General features: G+C 57.4%; 16 protein-coding genes, 1 tRNA gene and 1 pseudogene. 3 read left to right on the plus strand and 15 right to left on the minus strand.

The window, feature by feature from the left end; translation table 11 throughout:
• Positions 1-21: 21 nt before the first annotated feature.
• The 4 genes from Q8N04_18940 to Q8N04_18955 form a co-directional block, all read right to left on the minus strand.
• The gene (locus Q8N04_18940) at positions 22-1,527 is read right to left on the minus strand and encodes an amino acid permease (GenBank protein MDP3092757.1); all 1,506 of its coding nucleotides are present in this window, start codon (positions 1,525-1,527) and stop codon (positions 22-24) included.
• A 69-nt stretch (positions 1,528-1,596) separates the two neighbouring features.
• The gene (locus tag Q8N04_18945; protein MDP3092758.1) at positions 1,597-2,337 is read right to left on the minus strand and encodes a gamma-glutamyl-gamma-aminobutyrate hydrolase family protein; all 741 of its coding nucleotides are present in this window, start codon (positions 2,335-2,337) and stop codon (positions 1,597-1,599) included.
• Between the two features lies 1 nt (position 2,338).
• Positions 2,339-2,755, minus strand: coding sequence for a hypothetical protein (locus tag Q8N04_18950; protein ID MDP3092759.1), 417 nt, complete (start codon positions 2,753-2,755; stop codon positions 2,339-2,341).
• A 150-nt stretch (positions 2,756-2,905) separates the two neighbouring features.
• Entirely contained in the window at positions 2,906-3,352 is a 447-nt protein-coding gene (locus Q8N04_18955) for a hypothetical protein (GenBank protein ID MDP3092760.1), read from the minus strand.
• Between the two features lie 30 nt (positions 3,353-3,382).
• On the opposite strand from Q8N04_18955, the gene Q8N04_18960 reads away from it, so the two are divergent.
• Positions 3,383-4,639, plus strand: a complete 1,257-nt coding sequence (locus Q8N04_18960) for a M24 family metallopeptidase (GenBank protein MDP3092761.1) — start codon at positions 3,383-3,385, stop codon at positions 4,637-4,639.
• 131 nt (positions 4,640-4,770) lie between these two features.
• Entirely contained in the window at positions 4,771-5,574 is an 804-nt protein-coding gene (tatA, locus tag Q8N04_18965; GenBank protein MDP3092762.1) for a twin-arginine translocase TatA/TatE family subunit, read from the plus strand.
• A 772-nt stretch (positions 5,575-6,346) separates the two neighbouring features.
• Here the strand turns inward: tatA and Q8N04_18970 are convergent.
• The 6 genes from Q8N04_18970 to Q8N04_18995 all read right to left on the minus strand — a co-directional run bounded on the left by Q8N04_18970 (position 6,347) and on the right by Q8N04_18995 (position 11,068).
• Positions 6,347-6,874 (minus strand): TIGR02266 family protein, encoded by a 528-nt coding sequence (locus Q8N04_18970; GenBank protein MDP3092763.1) that lies wholly within the window; start codon positions 6,872-6,874, stop codon positions 6,347-6,349.
• Between the two features lie 52 nt (positions 6,875-6,926).
• Positions 6,927-7,445, minus strand: a complete 519-nt coding sequence (locus tag Q8N04_18975; protein ID MDP3092764.1) for a TIGR02266 family protein — start codon at positions 7,443-7,445, stop codon at positions 6,927-6,929.
• 183 nt (positions 7,446-7,628) lie between these two features.
• Positions 7,629-8,885 carry an ATP-dependent Clp protease ATP-binding subunit ClpX gene (clpX, locus tag Q8N04_18980; GenBank protein ID MDP3092765.1) on the minus strand — a complete coding sequence of 419 codons (1,257 nt, stop codon included), beginning with the start codon at positions 8,883-8,885 and terminating at the stop codon, positions 7,629-7,631.
• 13 nt (positions 8,886-8,898) lie between these two features.
• Positions 8,899-9,537 carry an ATP-dependent Clp endopeptidase proteolytic subunit ClpP gene (gene clpP, locus Q8N04_18985; GenBank protein ID MDP3092766.1) on the minus strand — a complete coding sequence of 213 codons (639 nt, stop codon included), beginning with the start codon at positions 9,535-9,537 and terminating at the stop codon, positions 8,899-8,901.
• 66 nt (positions 9,538-9,603) lie between these two features.
• The gene (tig, locus tag Q8N04_18990; GenBank protein MDP3092767.1) at positions 9,604-10,926 is read right to left on the minus strand and encodes a trigger factor; all 1,323 of its coding nucleotides are present in this window, start codon (positions 10,924-10,926) and stop codon (positions 9,604-9,606) included.
• A 59-nt stretch (positions 10,927-10,985) separates the two neighbouring features.
• Positions 10,986-11,068 (minus strand) — tRNA-Leu (locus tag Q8N04_18995).
• A 335-nt stretch (positions 11,069-11,403) separates the two neighbouring features.
• Between Q8N04_18995 and Q8N04_19000 the strand changes: the two genes are divergently transcribed.
• Positions 11,404-12,486: a HEAT repeat domain-containing protein gene (locus Q8N04_19000; protein ID MDP3092768.1), complete on the plus strand. Its 1,083-nt coding sequence runs from the start codon at positions 11,404-11,406 to the stop codon at positions 12,484-12,486.
• A 386-nt stretch (positions 12,487-12,872) separates the two neighbouring features.
• On the opposite strand, the gene Q8N04_19005 is transcribed toward Q8N04_19000, so the two are convergent.
• The 5 genes and pseudogenes from Q8N04_19005 to Q8N04_19025 form a co-directional block, all read right to left on the minus strand.
• Positions 12,873-13,358 carry a universal stress protein gene (locus Q8N04_19005; protein ID MDP3092769.1) on the minus strand — a complete coding sequence of 162 codons (486 nt, stop codon included), beginning with the start codon at positions 13,356-13,358 and terminating at the stop codon, positions 12,873-12,875.
• Between the two features lie 150 nt (positions 13,359-13,508).
• Positions 13,509-13,829, minus strand: a complete 321-nt coding sequence (locus Q8N04_19010; protein MDP3092770.1) for a DUF5615 family PIN-like protein — start codon at positions 13,827-13,829, stop codon at positions 13,509-13,511.
• A complete protein-coding gene (locus Q8N04_19015; protein ID MDP3092771.1) occupies positions 13,826-14,047 on the minus strand; it encodes a DUF433 domain-containing protein in 222 nt (73 codons plus the stop codon). Before Q8N04_19015 ends, Q8N04_19010 begins: the two co-directional genes overlap by 4 nt.
• A gap of 166 nt (positions 14,048-14,213) precedes the next feature.
• Entirely contained in the window at positions 14,214-15,272 is a 1,059-nt protein-coding gene (locus Q8N04_19020; GenBank protein MDP3092772.1) for a DMT family transporter, read from the minus strand.
• Between the two features lie 230 nt (positions 15,273-15,502).
• Positions 15,503-16,555: pseudogene (locus Q8N04_19025) on the minus strand (type ISP restriction/modification enzyme).
• Position 16,556: the final 1 nt, after the last annotated feature.

Consider the following 16,556-nt stretch of genomic DNA (forward strand, 5'->3'; position numbering starts at 1 on the left):
TATTTTCTGATAGCAATCTGGCTAGTGATTGGTCGGTGAAGGCAGGCGGGCGTCTGTTGACTGATCGGCTAATTTACTGTGTCGCATGCCGTATAACCCATAAATAATCACTCCGGCGAGCGTCCACCAGACGAAGCGATGCCAGGTGAGGGCGGGGAGTTGCCACATCAGGCCGAGGCATGAGAGCGCTCCCAACAGCGGGATCCAGGGCATCAGCGGAGTTCTAAACGGACGTGCCAGGTGAGGACGGGTGTAGCGCAGGACGATGAGTCCAATGCACACGAGGGTGAACGCGAAGAACGTTCCGATGTTGGTCATGTCGGCCGCGGTGCCGATGGGCACAAAGGCGGCCATGACTGCGACGCCGACGCCGGTCAGGATCGTTGCATGATGTGGTGTGCCGAAGCGTGGATGGACCACGGACAACCATGGGCCCAGGAGTCCGTCCCGCGAGATGGCGAAGAACACCCGGATCTGTCCCAGCATCATGACGACCAGCACGCTGGTAATGCCGGCGACGGCTCCCATGGCCACGACGGCTGCTCCCCACTTGTAGCCGACGAGTCGTAACGCTTCCGCAACCGGAGCGTGAATGTCGATCTGGCTATAGGGTACTAACCCTGTGAGCACGGCGGCAACGGCGACATAGAGAATGGTACAGACTCCGAGAGAGGTCATGATGCCAATCGGCAGATCGCGCTGCGGATTGCGTGCCTCTTCGGCCGTCGTGGTGACGGCATCAAATCCGATATAGGCGAAGAAGACGGTCGCGGCGGCAGCGGTGACTCCGGTGAAGCCGTTCGGCATGAACGGAGACCAATTGTCCGGGCTGACCGCAGGGGCTCCCACGGCGATAAAAAACAAGATCACCGCCAGCTTCAGGCAGACGATGATGCCGGTTGCCCGCGCGCTTTCTTTGATGCCGATGACGAGAATGATCGTCACGAGCAGGACGATGATGGCGGCCGGAAAATTCGCGATGCCTCCCTCAGGCCCTCCGGGTGCGTGTGTGGCCCAGTCGGGCAGGTCGAGGCTAGCCAGCTTCAGCAGATTGTTGAAGTAGCCGGACCAGCCGATGGCGACGGCCACACAGGCGACGCCGTATTCCAAAATCAGATTCCAGCCGGTGATCCAGGCAAGAAATTCTCCCAAGGTGGCATAGGAATAGGTGTAGGCCGACCCGGCGACGGGAATCATCGCGGCGAATTCCGCGTAGCACAAGGCTGCGAGCACGCAGGTCAGTCCCGAGAGGATGAAGGAGAGGACGATCCCGGGACCGGCTCCCGGCCGTCCTGCGTCTCCGACAATCGCCGTTCCGATCAGCACGAAGATGCCGGTCCCGATGATGGCCCCGATGCCCAGCGCGGTCAGGTCCCAGGCACTCAATGTCCGTTTGAGGCGATATTGCGGATGGTCGGCATCGGCTAGAATGCGTTCGATGGATTTGGTGCGAAAGAGCCGGCTCGTGACCGAGGGAGTCGTTGTCTGAGCGGCTGAGTGTTTGTCGGGATCAGGAGTAAGAGTCATACGGAGCGTAGTATAGCAGCCGGGGTGAAAAAAGCCGTGTGAATTGCAAAAGCCGTTGCTCCATCGGCGTCACGCGCGAGCGCGACCGGCGGCACGGAGCAGGGCTTGAAACAACCGGCGGTGGGCGATATGCCGTTCGAAAAGAAATTCAGGATGCCACTGGATGCCCAGAAAGAATCGGTGGCGGGGAGATTCGACGGCTTCGATGACGCCATCCGGAGCGATCGCGCTCGCGATCAGCGAAGGCGCGACGGTTTTGACCGATTGGTGGTGTGAGCTGTTGACCTGCATCGTCGCTTTCGCGACGATCTTTCGCAGGAGACTTCCGGGTGTAATGGTCACTGCGTGCGACGGATGGATGGCTTTGGTGGCTTGTCGATGGGCCAGCGCTTGGGGCATTTGCGATGACAGGTCCTGAAAGAGGCTGCCCCCGCAGGCGACGTTGACGGTCTGCATCCCACCGCAGATCCCGAGCAGCGGGATATCCCGGGTTCGCGCCTGGTGCACCAGCTCAAGTTCGAAGTTCGCGCGGCGTTCGCTGACCAGGGGAAACTTGTAACGTTGGCGTTCCCCGTAGAGGCGCGGAGGAAGGTCCGGTCCGCTGCCGGTGAGCAGGAGTCCGTCCACGCGTTCGAGGAGGCGTCGCCGCCCGGCCGCATCGGCTACTAAGGGAAGAATGAGGGGAATGCCTCCGAGTTCTTCGATAGCGCGGACGTAGCGGGCGCGGAGGAAATAGGTGGGCTCACGCCCACCCCATTCCTTGCGGTCACCGGCATTGAAGTCGGGGGTCACGCCGATGACGGGCTTCATATTACCGAACTGGTTCTGTGGCTGGTGTGTTGGAGCTGCCCCCAGTGGAATCGCTTTCAGCTGCGACACCAAGGAATCGGACCGATCGGTCACCGGTCAGGTGTTCTGGTGTGATGACATAGGTGCCGTACATGCTGGGGACCCAAATGCTCTTTGCCGTTTGCTCGTTCAAGCCGGAGAATAAATAGGCCAGCCCGCCGACGATCCCTCCGCCGATGGCGAAGGCGGCTTTGAAGGGGAAATACAATATGGTTGAAACGGCGGCGCCTGCTTGCATGCCCGCGCCGGACGGTGTGCCCTGCTGGGTGTCTGCGGATGACGTTTGGCTCCAGGCCGGCGTGGCGACCAGCGAGGTGAATGTCATGAGAACCACAAGTGCGATCAGTGGGAGCGTACGAATAAATCCAACGTGTGTCACGGAGACCCTCCTTCCTCTCAAAGACAGGATTCTAGGATCATGTCTACGGTTGATAAAGAAACGACAAGACTGTCATGGCGTTATAACAAATTCATGGAGGCTTGCAAACCCCCTGCCCCGTGGGAATTACGCGAATGGCGAGAAAACCGCTCACGGCATCAGGTCAAGCTCGGTGAGAATGTAGGTGACGACATACTCCTGCCGAGTTGTGACGGCTTGATTCAATTCAGCGACGAGCTCCTCGGCAGGAATTCGCTGATTCTCCTGCGGGAGTCCAATGGCCAGACGCAGGTCGAGCTTGCACCAGGCAATCGCTTGCGCAGCGAGGTCCGGGATGCGGGCGGCCGCGTCGGTACGATCCTGTTCAGATAACCGTTCAAGGGCTCTGGCGACTGGAGCCGTCCGTCGCATGGCTTCTTGAAGCCCGGCAAGGTGGTCGGTGGCAATGTCGACGGAGACTTGGATGCCGGCCTTCCAACTGCGCTTCTTCACATTGAAGACGCAGGTCTGTGTGGTGGAATCGCCGTCGACCGCTTCCGGACCAAAAAAGAGCGTGACGCGATAGGGTGTAGCATCTGGTGGAGTCTCAAGAGCCATGAGGGCGTATTGTAACACGCAGCCTGTTCTATGCTGCGTCTTGATTTGACGGCTTCCCACCTCGGCGAATATGATGCCCGCACGATGATGATTCAACGATGGGCAGAACGGGTGGCATCTATTCAAGCCGCCATCCGAGAGAGCGGGTCGGTCGACGGCTGGCTCTTTTATGATTTTCGCGGAAGCGATCCGCTGGCCTATCGCGTGTTGTTGCTCGACCCGTCGCGCCATGTCACGCGCCGGTGGTACTACTGGATTCCCGCAGAGGGCACGCCCGTCAAATTGCTCCATCGCATTGAGCCGCATGTGCTGGAAGAATTGCCCGGCCAGGACCGGCAGTATGTATCATGGGAGCAGCAGCGGACGCTTCTGGCCTCGATTCTAAAGGGCTCGCGCCGCATCGCGATGCAATATTCTCCGCTCAACGCGGTCCCCTATGTGTCTCGTGTGGATGCCGGTACCATCGAGTTGATTCGTAGTTTTGGAGTGGATGTCGTCAGTGCTGCGGATCTGGTGCAACGATTTGAGGCGGTCTGGACTGATGCGCAACTCGAATCACATCAATATGCGGTGACGGCGTTACGCCGGATTGTGGATGAGGCGTTTGCCCATGTCGGCTCATCGCTGCAGGCCGGCAGAGCGCTTGACGAATATGATCTTCAGCAGTTTATTCTCGGACGGATTCATGATGCGGGGATGATCACCTCCAGCCCGCCGATTGCCGCCGTGAATGCGCATAGCGCCGATCCCCATTACGGTCCGACGGCGGCTGCGTCGTCCCCCGTATTGCGTGACAGCCTGGTGCTGATCGACCTGTGGGCGAAGCGCACGGAACCAGGGGCGGTATATGGAGACATCACCTGGACCGGATTTACGGCCCGTGACGTTCCCTCGCGCCATCGAGAGATCTTTGATTGTGTACGACGGGGTCGTGATGCGGCGCTGTCGTTTGTGCAACAGCGGGTGGCAGCCGGGCAATTGCCCTATGGTTGGGAGGTCGACGAGGCTTGTCGTCAGGTGATTACCAAGGCCGGGTATGGAGACCGGTTTGTGCATCGGACGGGGCATTCGATCGGTGAAGAAGTGCATGGGAACGGAGCCAATATCGATAATCTTGAAACGCAAGAGAGTCGACGGCTGATGCCCAGGACCTGTTTCTCCATCGAGCCGGGTATCTATCTTCCTGACGAGTTCGGGATTCGTAGCGAACTTGATGTGTATGTTTCTGAGGAAGCCGCAGTCGCGTACGGCCAGCCGCTACAGACGGAAATTGTCGCGATTGGTTAGTTCGGCCCGAAGGACTCTGTCGGCTCCACCCGTTTCTTGACAGGTTCTTATTGTGGCAGCTAGATTCTTTGTGTTGGATGCGGGTTGAGCGATAGCGGTTTTGACCACCTGCGAGCAGGAAGGGTGCGACCATGTTCGGGACAATGGGGATTTCAGAGCTGATCATCATCCTAGTGATCGTGTTGATTATTTTCGGAGCGGGCCGCTTGCCGCAAATCGGCGAGGGTGTTGGTAAAGCTCTGAAAGGGTTCAAAAAGGAGGTGAATGAGATCCCGCCCCCTCAAGAAGTTGCCCAGGTTCAGCCTGACGTGACGGCGACGGTTGAGGCAGCCCACGTTGATAGAGCATCGGATCTTCAGCCGGCCGCACCGGTTCAGGCCGCGCCGAAGGCGACGAATGTCCCCTATGTACCTGGTCCTGAACTCACGCCAGGAACCACGGCTTCGATGATGTACAACATGGGGCCACAATCTCCACAAGGTCCTCGTCCGACCGGCGCCCCACCGATTCAGGCGGGTGGCGGGCAACAGGCCCTGTCGATGGAGGAGCGAGCCGCCGCTCCGGCTCCCATGTCCCGCGCGCAATATCCGCCGCTTCCACCGGGAGCGCAAGCGAAGCCAGCAGCGAAGCGCCCTTCAGCCATTGTGAACAAGGACGCAGTCGCGCGTGTACAGGCGCAGCAAGCCGCGTTGAAGGCGAAAGCGGCTCAAGCCCCAGCGGGCCTGTCTCCAAACGACATGCAGGGCCTTGGCGAAGGGTTGGGCGACGCCTTGCGAACATTCCGTCAGACGGTCGCCGATGTTCGAAATACCGTGGATCCTCAAGTGAAGACCATCCAATTTGAGATGGATTCCGCGCAGAAAGAGTTTCAGCAGTCTTTGGAAGCTGCCAGAGAACTGCCTCCGGTGGAGGAAGAGCCTCCCAAACAGGTGTGAAGCGCCACCCGGCTATCTGAACCCAGTATTGGTATGATGCCCTCGTTTCGTGTGTTTGTCCTACTCAGTCTCTGTTTTGCCTCGCTGCTCGGGTGCTATCAGCCGGCCGCGAGTCCCTCTCCACAACGTACCGTAGAATCACTGTTGAGGCTCTTGCATGACAGTGATCCCGTCTCTCGGCGAACCGCTGCCGAAGCGTTGGGCAAGATCGGGAGTCCGCAGGCGGTCGATTCGCTTGTCGTGGCGTTAGGGGACCAGTCGCATATTGTTCGCGAGGCAGCCGTACGGAGTTTAGGAGGCGTAGGTCCTCTTGATCTAGGCACAAGAGTGCATCTGGCAGGGGCACTCATTGACCCTGCCGAATCTGTGCGCTCCGCAGCATCACAGACCTTGGCGTCTCTTGATTTGGTACAAGAGCCCTGGCCGCTGGCAAGGTCGCAGTTGGCTCACGCAGATCCAGAGGTCCGTCGTGTCGTCATTTACGCCTTTGAGAGCATTGACTCTCCCACCGCAGTGAGTGCGCTCGTGGATAGTCTGCATGATCCTGATCCACAGGTCCGCCAAGCCGCAGTCGCGGTGTTAGGTGAGTCGGGGGACTCCAGGGTTGCGGAATTGTTCAGGGAACAATTGAGGGCAGAGTCTTCGTCGAATGTGCGCGCGGAGATCGTCTATCGACTGCAATTCTTTTCTGAGGGAGAGTTTGAAGAAGGACTGCGATTCGTCACAATCCACGATGAGAGTGGTCAAGTGCGGCGCTGGGCTGACCACACGCTTAGGGGGCTGCGGGAAGGACGCGATTCCGGTTCAAGGCCTCGACCAATTCCACCAGCTGTGCCTGAGCTTTCTCATCAATATCCGTAAACTGTACGCCCATTCCAGGAAACAAGAGGTGGCGCTCGGGACGATTTCTCGTCCAGGCCACCTTGCCCTTGGCTTTGACCTTCTCCCAGGGTCGATCTGGTAAGGCAAATTCCACCGACACTTCCGTTCCGGGGGCAAGTGGTGTCCCGCTTTCGATGAAGAGCCCGCCCCCGCCGATCCCACCGGTGAGGCTGTCAAATTGCTTTCCTTCGGGCGTGGAATAGCGGACTTTCAGGGCGAGCGGTGCTCGGGGGTGTGTGCGGCAATGGGCAAAGCGCGTATCGTCATCACTCGCCAGGAGTCGATCAATGATGTGTCCCCAAGGGATTCCTCCCAGGAGAGTGCCCGAGGGATCGTGGATAAGAATTATTTCTTGGTCTGCGTCGACCACGAGATACTTTCCTTGATGATCGGCGGTGGTGACGACGGGGTATTTCATCTATGAAGAACCTCAGTCGGTCTGGCGCAAAGGAGGGCAGTCAATCGATACTTCAAGCGGCTCGTTCGGCGCCATCGAGGGTTTTCACGATGGCCAAGATGCGATCCCGTGCTTCTGGCTGAATGTCTGTAAATCGAACGCCCATGCCGGGACTAAATGTGTATTGATCCGCCTTGGGACAGACCCAGGCTACGATTCCTTTGGCCTGGATCCACTCGGCGGGCTGTTCAGGAAGGGAGAAGTCCATGGCGAGTTTGGTGCCGACCGGGAGGGGCGTTGTGCTTTCGATAAAGAGCCCGCCTCCGCCGATCCCCCCTGCCCGGCTATCGTAGCGGTCTCCTTCCGGAGTCTTGTAGCGCACTCGAAACGCCAGATTAATGCGGGGTTCAGAGCGCGTTTCTTTGGGAAGGGCGGGCTTGCGGTAGGCGAGGATTTGATCAATGACGAAATCCCAGGAGAGGCTTCCGATCGCCTCACCGTTGTTCCCGAGGAGATTGACGATTTCTCGTGAGGCGTCCAGTTCGAGGGTTTTCCCTTTGTGGCGAAGGCTGAGGGATACAGGGAGTTTCACGGGGCCTCCTAGCGCGATTCTGATACTCCCCAAATATAGCGGGTTATTTTATGTTGTCGAGTAATACGTGAGAATCATCCGAAAAGCCGCAAGGCGGGCCGAGGTAACCAGTATTGGGGGGATACGCAGGAAGGAAAAAGAGGTGCGCCGGGCCACGCGGGCGGCCCGGCTGCAATGTCGCGTTTATGCGCTCTTCGCGTCTTTGTCCTGCTCGAAAATGCGAATCGGGGGATTCTTTCCGGAGATCGCATCTTCCGTGATGAGGACTTCTTTGATTTGCTTTTGCGACGGGGCGTCGTACATCACGTCCAGCATCACTTCTTCGAGGATCGCACGGAGTCCTCGGGCCCCGGTTTTCTGCAGATAGGCTTTGCGCGCGACGGCGCCGAGCGCTCCGTCGGTAAATTTGAGTTTCACTTTTTCGAAGGAGAGCAATTTCTCATATTGTTTCGTCAGGGCGTTGCGTGGTTCGGTCAAGATCCGAACCAGCGCCCGCTCATCCAATTCTTCCAGCGTCGCGACGACGGGGACGCGACCCACAAACTCCGGGATGAGTCCGTACTTGAGGAAATCTTCCGGCTGCACGTGGGCGAGCATTTCTCCCAGTCGAGCCTCGCTGCGTCCGCGAATTTCAGCCCCAAACCCCATCGATTTGCGATTTAAGCGCTGCTCGACGAGGGATTCCAGACCGACAAACGCGCCTCCGCAGATGAACAGGATGTTGCTGGTATTGACCTGAATGAACTCTTGATGCGGATGTTTCCGCCCGCCTTGTGGAGGGACATTGGCTACGGTGCCTTCGATCAGCTTGAGCAGGGCTTGTTGCACACCTTCTCCGGAGACGTCGCGCGTGATCGAGGGACTGTCACTCTTGCGGCTGATCTTATCGATTTCATCAATGTAGACGATGCCTCGTTCAGCCCGTTCGACATCGTAATCAGCTGCCTGGAGGAGCTTCAGGATGATGTTTTCGACATCTTCCCCCACGTACCCGGCTTCCGTCAGGGTTGTGGCATCAGCCATGGTAAAGGGGACATCGAGATACTTGGCCAGGGTCTGGGCCAGCAGGGTCTTTCCCGTCCCGGTCGGGCCGACCACGAGGATGTTTCCTTTTTGGAGTTCGACATCGTCGACGTCTTTTTCCTTGGAGGAAATACGTTTGTAGTGATTGTGGACGGCGACGGAGAGAATGCGTTTCGCGCGGTCTTGTCCCACAACGTATTGATCGAGGTGGTGCTTGATATCGGCTGGTTTTTTGAGCTTGGAGGAGATTTCTTCCTTGGCTTCTTCCCAGTCTTCCGCAATGATGTCGTTGCAGAGATTGACGCATTCGTCACAGATATAGACGGTCGGCCCCGCGATCAGCTTGCGTACTTCATCGCGGCTTTTCCCGCAAAAGGAACACCGCAAATGTCGATCCACCTTCTCCTGCTTGGCCATGCGTCCTCCTGTGTTACTTACCCTTGGCGCCGTCTTTGGCTGTGTCCCCAGACTCCACAGACTTGAGTCCTTTGGTCTGTCGGGAAATGACTTCGTCAATCAGGCCATACGTCTTGGCTTCTTCCGCTGACATGAAATAGTCGCGTTCGGTATCGTGAGAGATCTTTTCGATCGGCTGGCCGGTGTGCTTCGCCATAATCTCGTTCAACCGTTCGCGGATTTTGAGAATCTCTCGCGCATGGATGTCGATTTCAGTGGCTTGTCCCTGAAATCCGCCGAGGGGCTGGTGAATCATGACGCGCGCATTCGGGAGCGCGTAGCGTTTGCCTTTCGCTCCAGCGGTGAGGAGCAAGGCCCCCATGCTGGCGGCCTGCCCCAGGCAGATCGTGTTGATCGGGGGTTTTACATATTGCATCGTGTCATAGATACCGAGCCCTGCCGTGACGCTGCCGCCGGGGGAATTCACATAGAGATTGATGTCCTTTTCTGGGTCTTCGGCCTCAAGGAACAAGAGCTGGGCAATGACAAGATTCGCGAACATGTCATCGATCGGCGCGCCCAAGAATATGATTCGGTCTTTCAAGAGACGGGAATAGATATCGTAGGCGCGTTCGCCTCGATTGGTTTGTTCGACTACGATCGGGACCAACATATATTCAATTCCTTTCCGCAATGTTTGGAGCGCGCCCCTCGCTCGAGGCGCTTGCAGGCACCGTGTCTAACCTTGGATCACAGAGTTGCGGTATACAAAGTCCAACGCTTTATCCGCCAGGATGCGCGAGCGCAATTCTTCGATGGAATCCTGGCCGCCGGCTTGAATCATTTTCACGAGCTCAGCCATCGGGACGCGGAGTTCGGTTGCCAGCCTGGTGACTTCGTTGTTCATATCTTCCTGGCTGACCGAGATAGCTTCCTTCGTGGCAATGGCTTCGAGGATCAGGCCGACTTTGACGCGCCGGTTGGCTTCGTCGCGGTTCTCTTCGCGGATGGTCTTGAGTTCTTCGGCCGTGGCAGCGGGTGATGGATCGGTGGCCTTCCCACGTTGCCGCTCTTGGAGTCTCTGCCGGACGATGGCGTCCAATTCACGTGTCACAAGGGTTTCCGGCAGGTCAAAGTGGTGCGTTTCGGCCAGCCGTTTGAGAATCGTATCTTTGTAGGATTCATCAATGTCGCGCTTGAGAGCTTTTTCCATCTCACTGCGCAGTTTGTCCTTAATTTCTTGAAGTGACGAGAATGGCCCGCAGTCCTTGGCAAACTCGTCGTCGAGTGCCGGCAGCGTTTTCTGCTTCACGCCTTTGATGGCTAGGCTGAACTTCACGGTCTTGCCGGCGACCCGGGTATCGGGATGACTACTGGGATAGTTCTGAGGAATTTCGACGGTGTCTCCGTCTTTCTTGCCGACTAAATAACTGTCGATTTCGATGCCGAGGAGTGCGGCTTTGGAACCGACTTTGTGAAGCTGGCCTTCTTTCTTGGTTCCCTCAAGCGACGTGCTATCAAGAAAGCCTTCGAGATCAACGACGGCAAAATCTCCATCGCCTAATGCGGTGCCGGGCGGGGCGGCTTCAAGCCTCGCCTGCTGTTCACGCAGGACATCAAGGGCCCGATCGAGCTGTTCGTCGGTGACGGTCCGTTTGTCCGGCTTCAGCGAAATCGGATTGGGGGCTTTGTAGTCGCGCAGTTCAATGGTCGGCTTGATTTCGACTGTGGCCGTGAAGGTGAAGGGTTCGTCCTTTTTGATTTTGACCCGTTCCAGCGGCGGGATCTCGACCAGAACCGGGCTGATGCCGGCCTCGCGGACGGCGCGGTCGTAGAAATCCGGCACGATGCTACGAATGACATCTTCCTCGACTTCTTTGGCGTAGCGTTTTTCAAGGAGGCTCAGTGGGGCTTTCCCAGGGCGGAACCCGGGGATGCGTACTTGGCGGTTCAGTTCCGTATAGGCGCGCGAGAAACGCTGCGTGACTTCCTGAGCGGGGACTTCGATTTTCAATGCCCGCTTCATGGGGCCCAGTTCGGTCATTTCCATCTTCATCGTCATGCGTCCATATCCTTCCACGTTCCATAAGGGGCGGGCCCAAACGGAGTTGCCGTCAAATTTGGTGCGAGCGGAGGGACTTGAACCCCCACGGTTACCCACGAGATCCTAAGTCTCGCGCGTCTGCCAGTTTCGCCACGCTCGCACGGTGGGGAGCATCGCGGGGCTGTCGCCGTGGATGCTGAGACAGCAAAACACGCGATTGTGTAAGCCTTTTGTACCGTCGAAGGCGACCTACTGTCAACCCATACTCCCGTGGGGTTTACGCAGTTCTGAGTGCCTGGACCGCGACCAATAGAGAGCAGTGAGGACCATGAGCAGGGGGCTGTATGGATTGGCCTGCCTGAAGGGGGAGGTGAGGGTGGAAACGGATGGGTCCTGGCTCGTCCTGGATGGGGAGAGTATACTGACCATATCGGTGTCCGGCGGCTGCAAGATCTGGTTTATCTCGAGCTTCCGCATGGGTAAGGAGGTGGTGAGATGTATCGCTACTCTGTCTTTATCTCCATCATCGTCAGTTGGGCCCTGATCCTATGGAGTGCTCCGGCTGGGGCGTATCGGGAATATTTTACCGCTGAACAGAAAGCGCAGCTCGATAAGATTCAAGTAGTGCTCGTCGAGACGCTCGCTCTGACCGATAAGGGAGCGGGTGATCCCGGTCCATTGTCTTCGGTCGTGTCGCGCCGTCTCGGCGAGGTCGGCTACAGCGTGGTGCAGGATGCCTCGAAGACGCATGATGCGGTATTCCGAGTGAAATGCGAACAGCGCAAGACCTGGGAGGGCACGGCCTCGTCGGGGGGGGACAATGATCTGCCTGACGCACCCTCTCGTCTGTGGAAAGGACCGGCCTGCCAGCTGACGTATGCATTAGGCGGCATGAAGATTAAATGGCAGAAGGAAGTCCGCACTGATTTTGAAGATGCCTCTGCCGCCGCCCAGGCTGCTCAGGCTGGAGATCCCGGCAGTTTTGCCATGGCGCGTCTGAAGGATCAGCTTGAGAAGTATGAGTTTCCTTTGATTCTCGCAGCCGAATGGGGCCATGCCGACCGATTACTGAAGCTGATGGATTCTTCAGAGACGAGTCTGCCCAGGAAGGTGAAAATCATTTCGCTGCTGGGGGAGATGCAGGCGGATGAAGCCCTGCCGAAGCTGAAGCAGGTGCTTCAGGATCGCGATCTGGCCAAGCAGGCCCTGGTGGCAATGGGCAACCTCGGGAAGGAAGGGATCCCGCTGCTCGTGGATGTTATGAATACGTCCACAATGGTAGACATGCAAGCCTCTGCCGCAAAGGGTTTGGGGCAATTGGGCGGCGTGCATGGCGACGCGTCAGTTGTCCTCCCCTTGCTGGCCAAGCTGCAAGATCCGAAAACAGATTGGATGGTGCTGACCGAAGTGGCCTGGTCGTTGGGCAAGATTCCCGACAAACGGTCGATCCAACCACTCTATGATTTGGATAAGAAGCTGCAGAGACTGCGGGATCCTGACAATCAGGCACTAAAAAAATTGAAGGAAGCCGTCTTCTGGGCGATCAAGCAGTGTGATACCTGGGATCAGTTCAGCTGAGGAAGGGATGGAACCTGATGATCTTCTGTGCTCGCGCAACGCGCGAGCCTGGGAAGGCCCTCGTTGGACGCGCGCAGTGAAAGATCAATCAGCCCCCATCCCTGAAGAAGTAACGAGCGAGCTTGGAAGGATCATTTAATAAGGATGAAGGTCGTTCGACGTGCGCTGATGAGTCGCTCCAACAAAGCCTCCCGACCCAGGTTCTTCCCTCTCACGCTCGGCGGAAAAGCCCCCGCATCCGAGGCGCCCACGGCGAGATGAACTCGCTTCAAGGCTCTCCTCTCAAGCCCGCGCGGACAGGCTCCGCAATGTTGAATTGCAAGACCCGGCCTCTTATCTGTTCGTCCGCGGCACGTTCTTGTTCAATGACAGAGGCATTGACCATTTCATTCCACCACCCAGATAACAAAGCCTTTTGCGTCGCGCAGTAATTGATCGGTCACCCCGCCGCCGAAGATCCGTTTGATCCGGGACGTTCCATGCCGCCCCACGACGATGGTTTCATGATGTCCCCTTCGCGCCTCTTCGAGAATATTCCCGGCAATATCGTCCTCATGGCCATACCTCAACACCACATGGCTCGTGTCGAATCCGGATTGTGCCAGCGTCTCGCACGCCTTCTTCAAGACATGGCACTCGGATTCCCCTTCCTTCCGAATCCAGGCTTCTTGCTCATTACGCAACTGCACGCCCCATTGCGCCTCGGCGGCAGGATTCTCCGATCCGCCATGCTCCAGCAATTCCCGCGGCATGGGCTTGAGCACATGAAAGAGAGTGACGGCAACATCAGGGGTTCGGCGCAGGAGAGAGCCAACATACTGGGCAATGCGATGGGAGTTCTCGGACTCGTCAACGGCCAGAAGAAATCGCATAGCGGCCTCCTTGGCAGGACGGGGCAAACGGTGCAATGTTCTATATATTATCCCCTTGAATTCGCTGATACCAGGGGGGCGCAAGGCGAGATGAAATCGCTTCAGGGCTCTCCTCTCAAGGCCGCATGCGGAAGAGGTGAGCATAACACGCTACAGGCTAACCCAAGTCACTTGACCTTTTGGAGCCATTGGCACCATTCGTTGGAGCTGCGGTATCAACGGTCGGAGGTCTTTCAAGCGATTCGTCGGCGCCTGCAGAACAATGACAGCGATGGTAAATTGCGGGAGATGTTGTTGAAAGGATAGGTTTCTGTCAACCGTCACAAAGACATCGAACTGCTCCTGCGCACGCCTGAGCAGCTCGCCATTCTGGATACCAGCCCAGCCGACCTGCGGCACAGTGACCACTTCATGGCCGTCGATCTCCTTGGCCAATCGACGGTCGATACACTCGTCAAGGAGAAGTTTCACGAAGCGACGGGAAGCATTCGGGCTTTGGCTTCTTCGAGGAAGGCAATCACTTGCTCACGCGTGACAGTGGGAAACCCGTCGAGGAACTCATCGATTGTCTGCCCTCCCTCCAAATACTCGATGAGGGTCTGCACCGGAACTCGCGTATCGCGAAAGACCGGCGTTCCGCCCAGAATATCAGGCGTGGAGGTAATGAGGGGTGGCTTCGCAGTCGTCATAACGAATCCTGTAGGTGGCTTAAATTCTAAGCCAGCAGGCTGGAGAAAGCAATTTCTGGCCGCCGTGCGCGGATAGGCCTGCAATGTTGGATGGCAAGACCCGACCCCTTATCTGGGACTCACAAGAATTCAATACTCATACTCGACCCTCAATCTTCACTGCCTCCTAGTGGTCATGTCGGTGATGCAGTTCCGACAGGTGCGGGTGATCATGGGTGAGGGGCAAGTGCTGGTGCGGGTGCGCATGTGGTCCACGAAGAAAATTCTCCCCGTCATGCCGGTGATCGTGATGATCTTCGTGCTGATGAACATGGTCATGTTCTAACGCCTCATGCCTGTGGGCATGCGCGTGATGTGCCCGGAGGAGCAGTGAGATTCCAAGCAGCATGAGCGCAGTAGCGATCGCGTCTTGCATGTTCCATCGCTCGCCCAAGACCGGCACGGCAACCAGCGCGCCGATGAAGGGAGCGGTGGCAAAGAACCCCGCCTCACGCGCCGCGCCGAGCAGCCGGAGGGCACGCATGTCGAGCACCAAACTCACCCCATAACTGACGAGTCCCAGCAGCAATGCCGCCAGCGTCATCCTGACCGAGGGCCACGGTTGGCTGGTGAGAACCGCCAGGCCGAGCATCCCGAGACCGGCGCCGAGGGTCTTGATGCGCGTGACCACCAGTGGATCGCGAAGCGAGAGACGTTGACTCAGATTGTTATCGATCGCCCAGCAGAGACAGGCCCCCAGCACGGCAAGAATGCCAACGAGGTCGCCACGGATCGCGCCGGGCTGATAGGTGAGTATCCCTGCCGCAACAACGATCGCGAGGACGCCGGCTAGTTCGAGTCGTCCCAAATGTTCGCGAAAGACCAGCACGGCAACCAGCACGGTGAAGGGCGCTTCCAGATTCAAGAGCAATGAGGTCAGAACGCCTGACAGGCGCTCCAGTCCCCACAACATCAGAAAGGGACCGAGCATCCCTCCGGTAAGAATCACCCCTGCCAGCAATCCAACATCGACCCGACGAACCGGGGCCTCTTGTACGCCACGCTGAAACGGACGACCGGTTATCTCAAATAGGAGCAATCCCAGGCCCGCGCCAAGGTAGAGCAAGCCTGCGATCAGCATCGGGCCACTCTCCGGCAGCAACAGCTTGGCGAACGGAGGACTGATGCCGAACAACAGGGCAGCAGCAAGCCCGAAGAACGCTCCTTGCCGTTTCGAAGAACTCATGAAAAGGCAGCTTACCGAGGATGAAAGGAAGGTGCAACGGATCAGACGGTACCGACGGCCTGGCCGGACATTACCACCCCGGGCAGTGGCGGGAAGCAAGTGGGGGTTAGATCCCCTCAATCAGTTTCAAGCGCTGGGACACCCCGTGCCGCGAAAAGGCGAATTAATGGATTTCTTCGCCGCGTGATATTGGATCGCAAGACCTAGCCCTCAATCTTCTATCATTTCTTCTACCGATTTGCGCGTTTTTGCATTTCGTTTACTATTGAGACGGTCCGAATACTCACAGTGGTCACACGCATCAGCAGGTCGATGACCTTCTCTTTGTAGTCCGCGAAGCGGTAGGTGTCGAACTTCTCGCGGATCGTTGGGTCCTTGGGTTTCTTTTCTTTGTACTGGTCGAGAATCCATTCCAGCGCGGAGCGATTGCCAAGGGTATAAGTCCAGGCCTCTCGCGGGATGCCGGAGAGCGTGGTTTCGCTGTCGATCACGATACAGCCCGCATCTTTGTCGGCTTTGAGCATCGCCTTGGGTGCCATGCCAGCCTTGAGCGACTTCTCATCAGGGATGTCGGTACGTGTGAGCTTTGCTGGCGCAGCCTGCTCGAAGCCGATGTGCAGCTCCATCAACTCCTTGCCCCAGTCGGCCCATTGCCAGAAATCGGCATAGAATGGAATGCGCGGGAACTCTCTCCTCAGATTCTGCGCATATTTCTCGCGGTAGGCCGGGTCGTGAAAAACGCCGTACACGTAATGAAAGATCGCTTCTTTTGTGATCGGGCGGTTTTGCTTGGTCCGGCCTGGTTGGTACTGCTTCTTGAACTGGTCGAGCGCCCAGTCGGTGATGTTATCCGTGCGATTCCCTGCATCGTCATATCGATAGAGTGGAAGGCACTCTGACCCTGCCGCCGCTCCAACGAAATGCAGGTCGCAGACCGTCTCCGCTGACCCAACCATGAAAGGCTTCTGCGAACCTGGTTGTGTGTACATGATGAGACGATTCGTATCCGCCTGCGTGGGCAGTATGCTTGCCCACTGGTACACCATTCCATTGAAGTGCCGATCGAAATAGAACCACTGTTTGCAGAATGGTCGATAGAGACTTGGGACGATCGCCTCTTTGTTAAAATGCTTCTCGATTCCCCGGTTGAGGTACTTATCGAGCTCGCGATCCCACTTAATTAGGTTTTTGGTTTGATGCTTGCCAGTTATTCTCTCCCGCTCATACTGTTCCACAAAGAATTTCATCTTCGCTTCGAGCGCCTTTGATGAGAAGTCATAAACC

The sequence above is a fragment of the Nitrospira sp. genome, from assembly GCA_030692565.1.
GTDB lineage: Bacteria > Nitrospirota > Nitrospiria > Nitrospirales > Nitrospiraceae > Nitrospira_D.

Coding starts and splice junctions, on each gene's coding strand:
- Q8N04_18940 (MDP3092757.1), bottom strand. CDS start 1,527: ATGACTCTTACTCCTGATCCCGACAAACACTCAGCCGCTCAGACAACG.
- Q8N04_18945 (MDP3092758.1), bottom strand. CDS start 2,337: ATGAAGCCCGTCATCGGCGTGACCCCCGACTTCAATGCCGGTGACCGC.
- Q8N04_18955 (MDP3092760.1), bottom strand. CDS start 3,352: ATGGCTCTTGAGACTCCACCAGATGCTACACCCTATCGCGTCACGCTC.
- Q8N04_18960 (MDP3092761.1), top strand. CDS start 3,383: ATGCTGCGTCTTGATTTGACGGCTTCCCACCTCGGCGAATATGATGCC.
- tatA (MDP3092762.1), top strand. CDS start 4,771: ATGTTCGGGACAATGGGGATTTCAGAGCTGATCATCATCCTAGTGATC.
- Q8N04_18970 (MDP3092763.1), bottom strand. CDS start 6,874: ATGAAATACCCCGTCGTCACCACCGCCGATCATCAAGGAAAGTATCTC.
- clpX (MDP3092765.1), bottom strand. CDS start 8,885: ATGGCCAAGCAGGAGAAGGTGGATCGACATTTGCGGTGTTCCTTTTGC.
- clpP (MDP3092766.1), bottom strand. CDS start 9,537: ATGTTGGTCCCGATCGTAGTCGAACAAACCAATCGAGGCGAACGCGCC.
- tig (MDP3092767.1), bottom strand. CDS start 10,926: ATGACGATGAAGATGGAAATGACCGAACTGGGCCCCATGAAGCGGGCA.
- Q8N04_19000 (MDP3092768.1), top strand. CDS start 11,404: ATGTATCGCTACTCTGTCTTTATCTCCATCATCGTCAGTTGGGCCCTG.
- Q8N04_19005 (MDP3092769.1), bottom strand. CDS start 13,358: ATGCGATTTCTTCTGGCCGTTGACGAGTCCGAGAACTCCCATCGCATT.
- Q8N04_19015 (MDP3092771.1), bottom strand. CDS start 14,047: ATGACGACTGCGAAGCCACCCCTCATTACCTCCACGCCTGATATTCTG.
- Q8N04_19020 (MDP3092772.1), bottom strand. CDS start 15,272: ATGAGTTCTTCGAAACGGCAAGGAGCGTTCTTCGGGCTTGCTGCTGCC.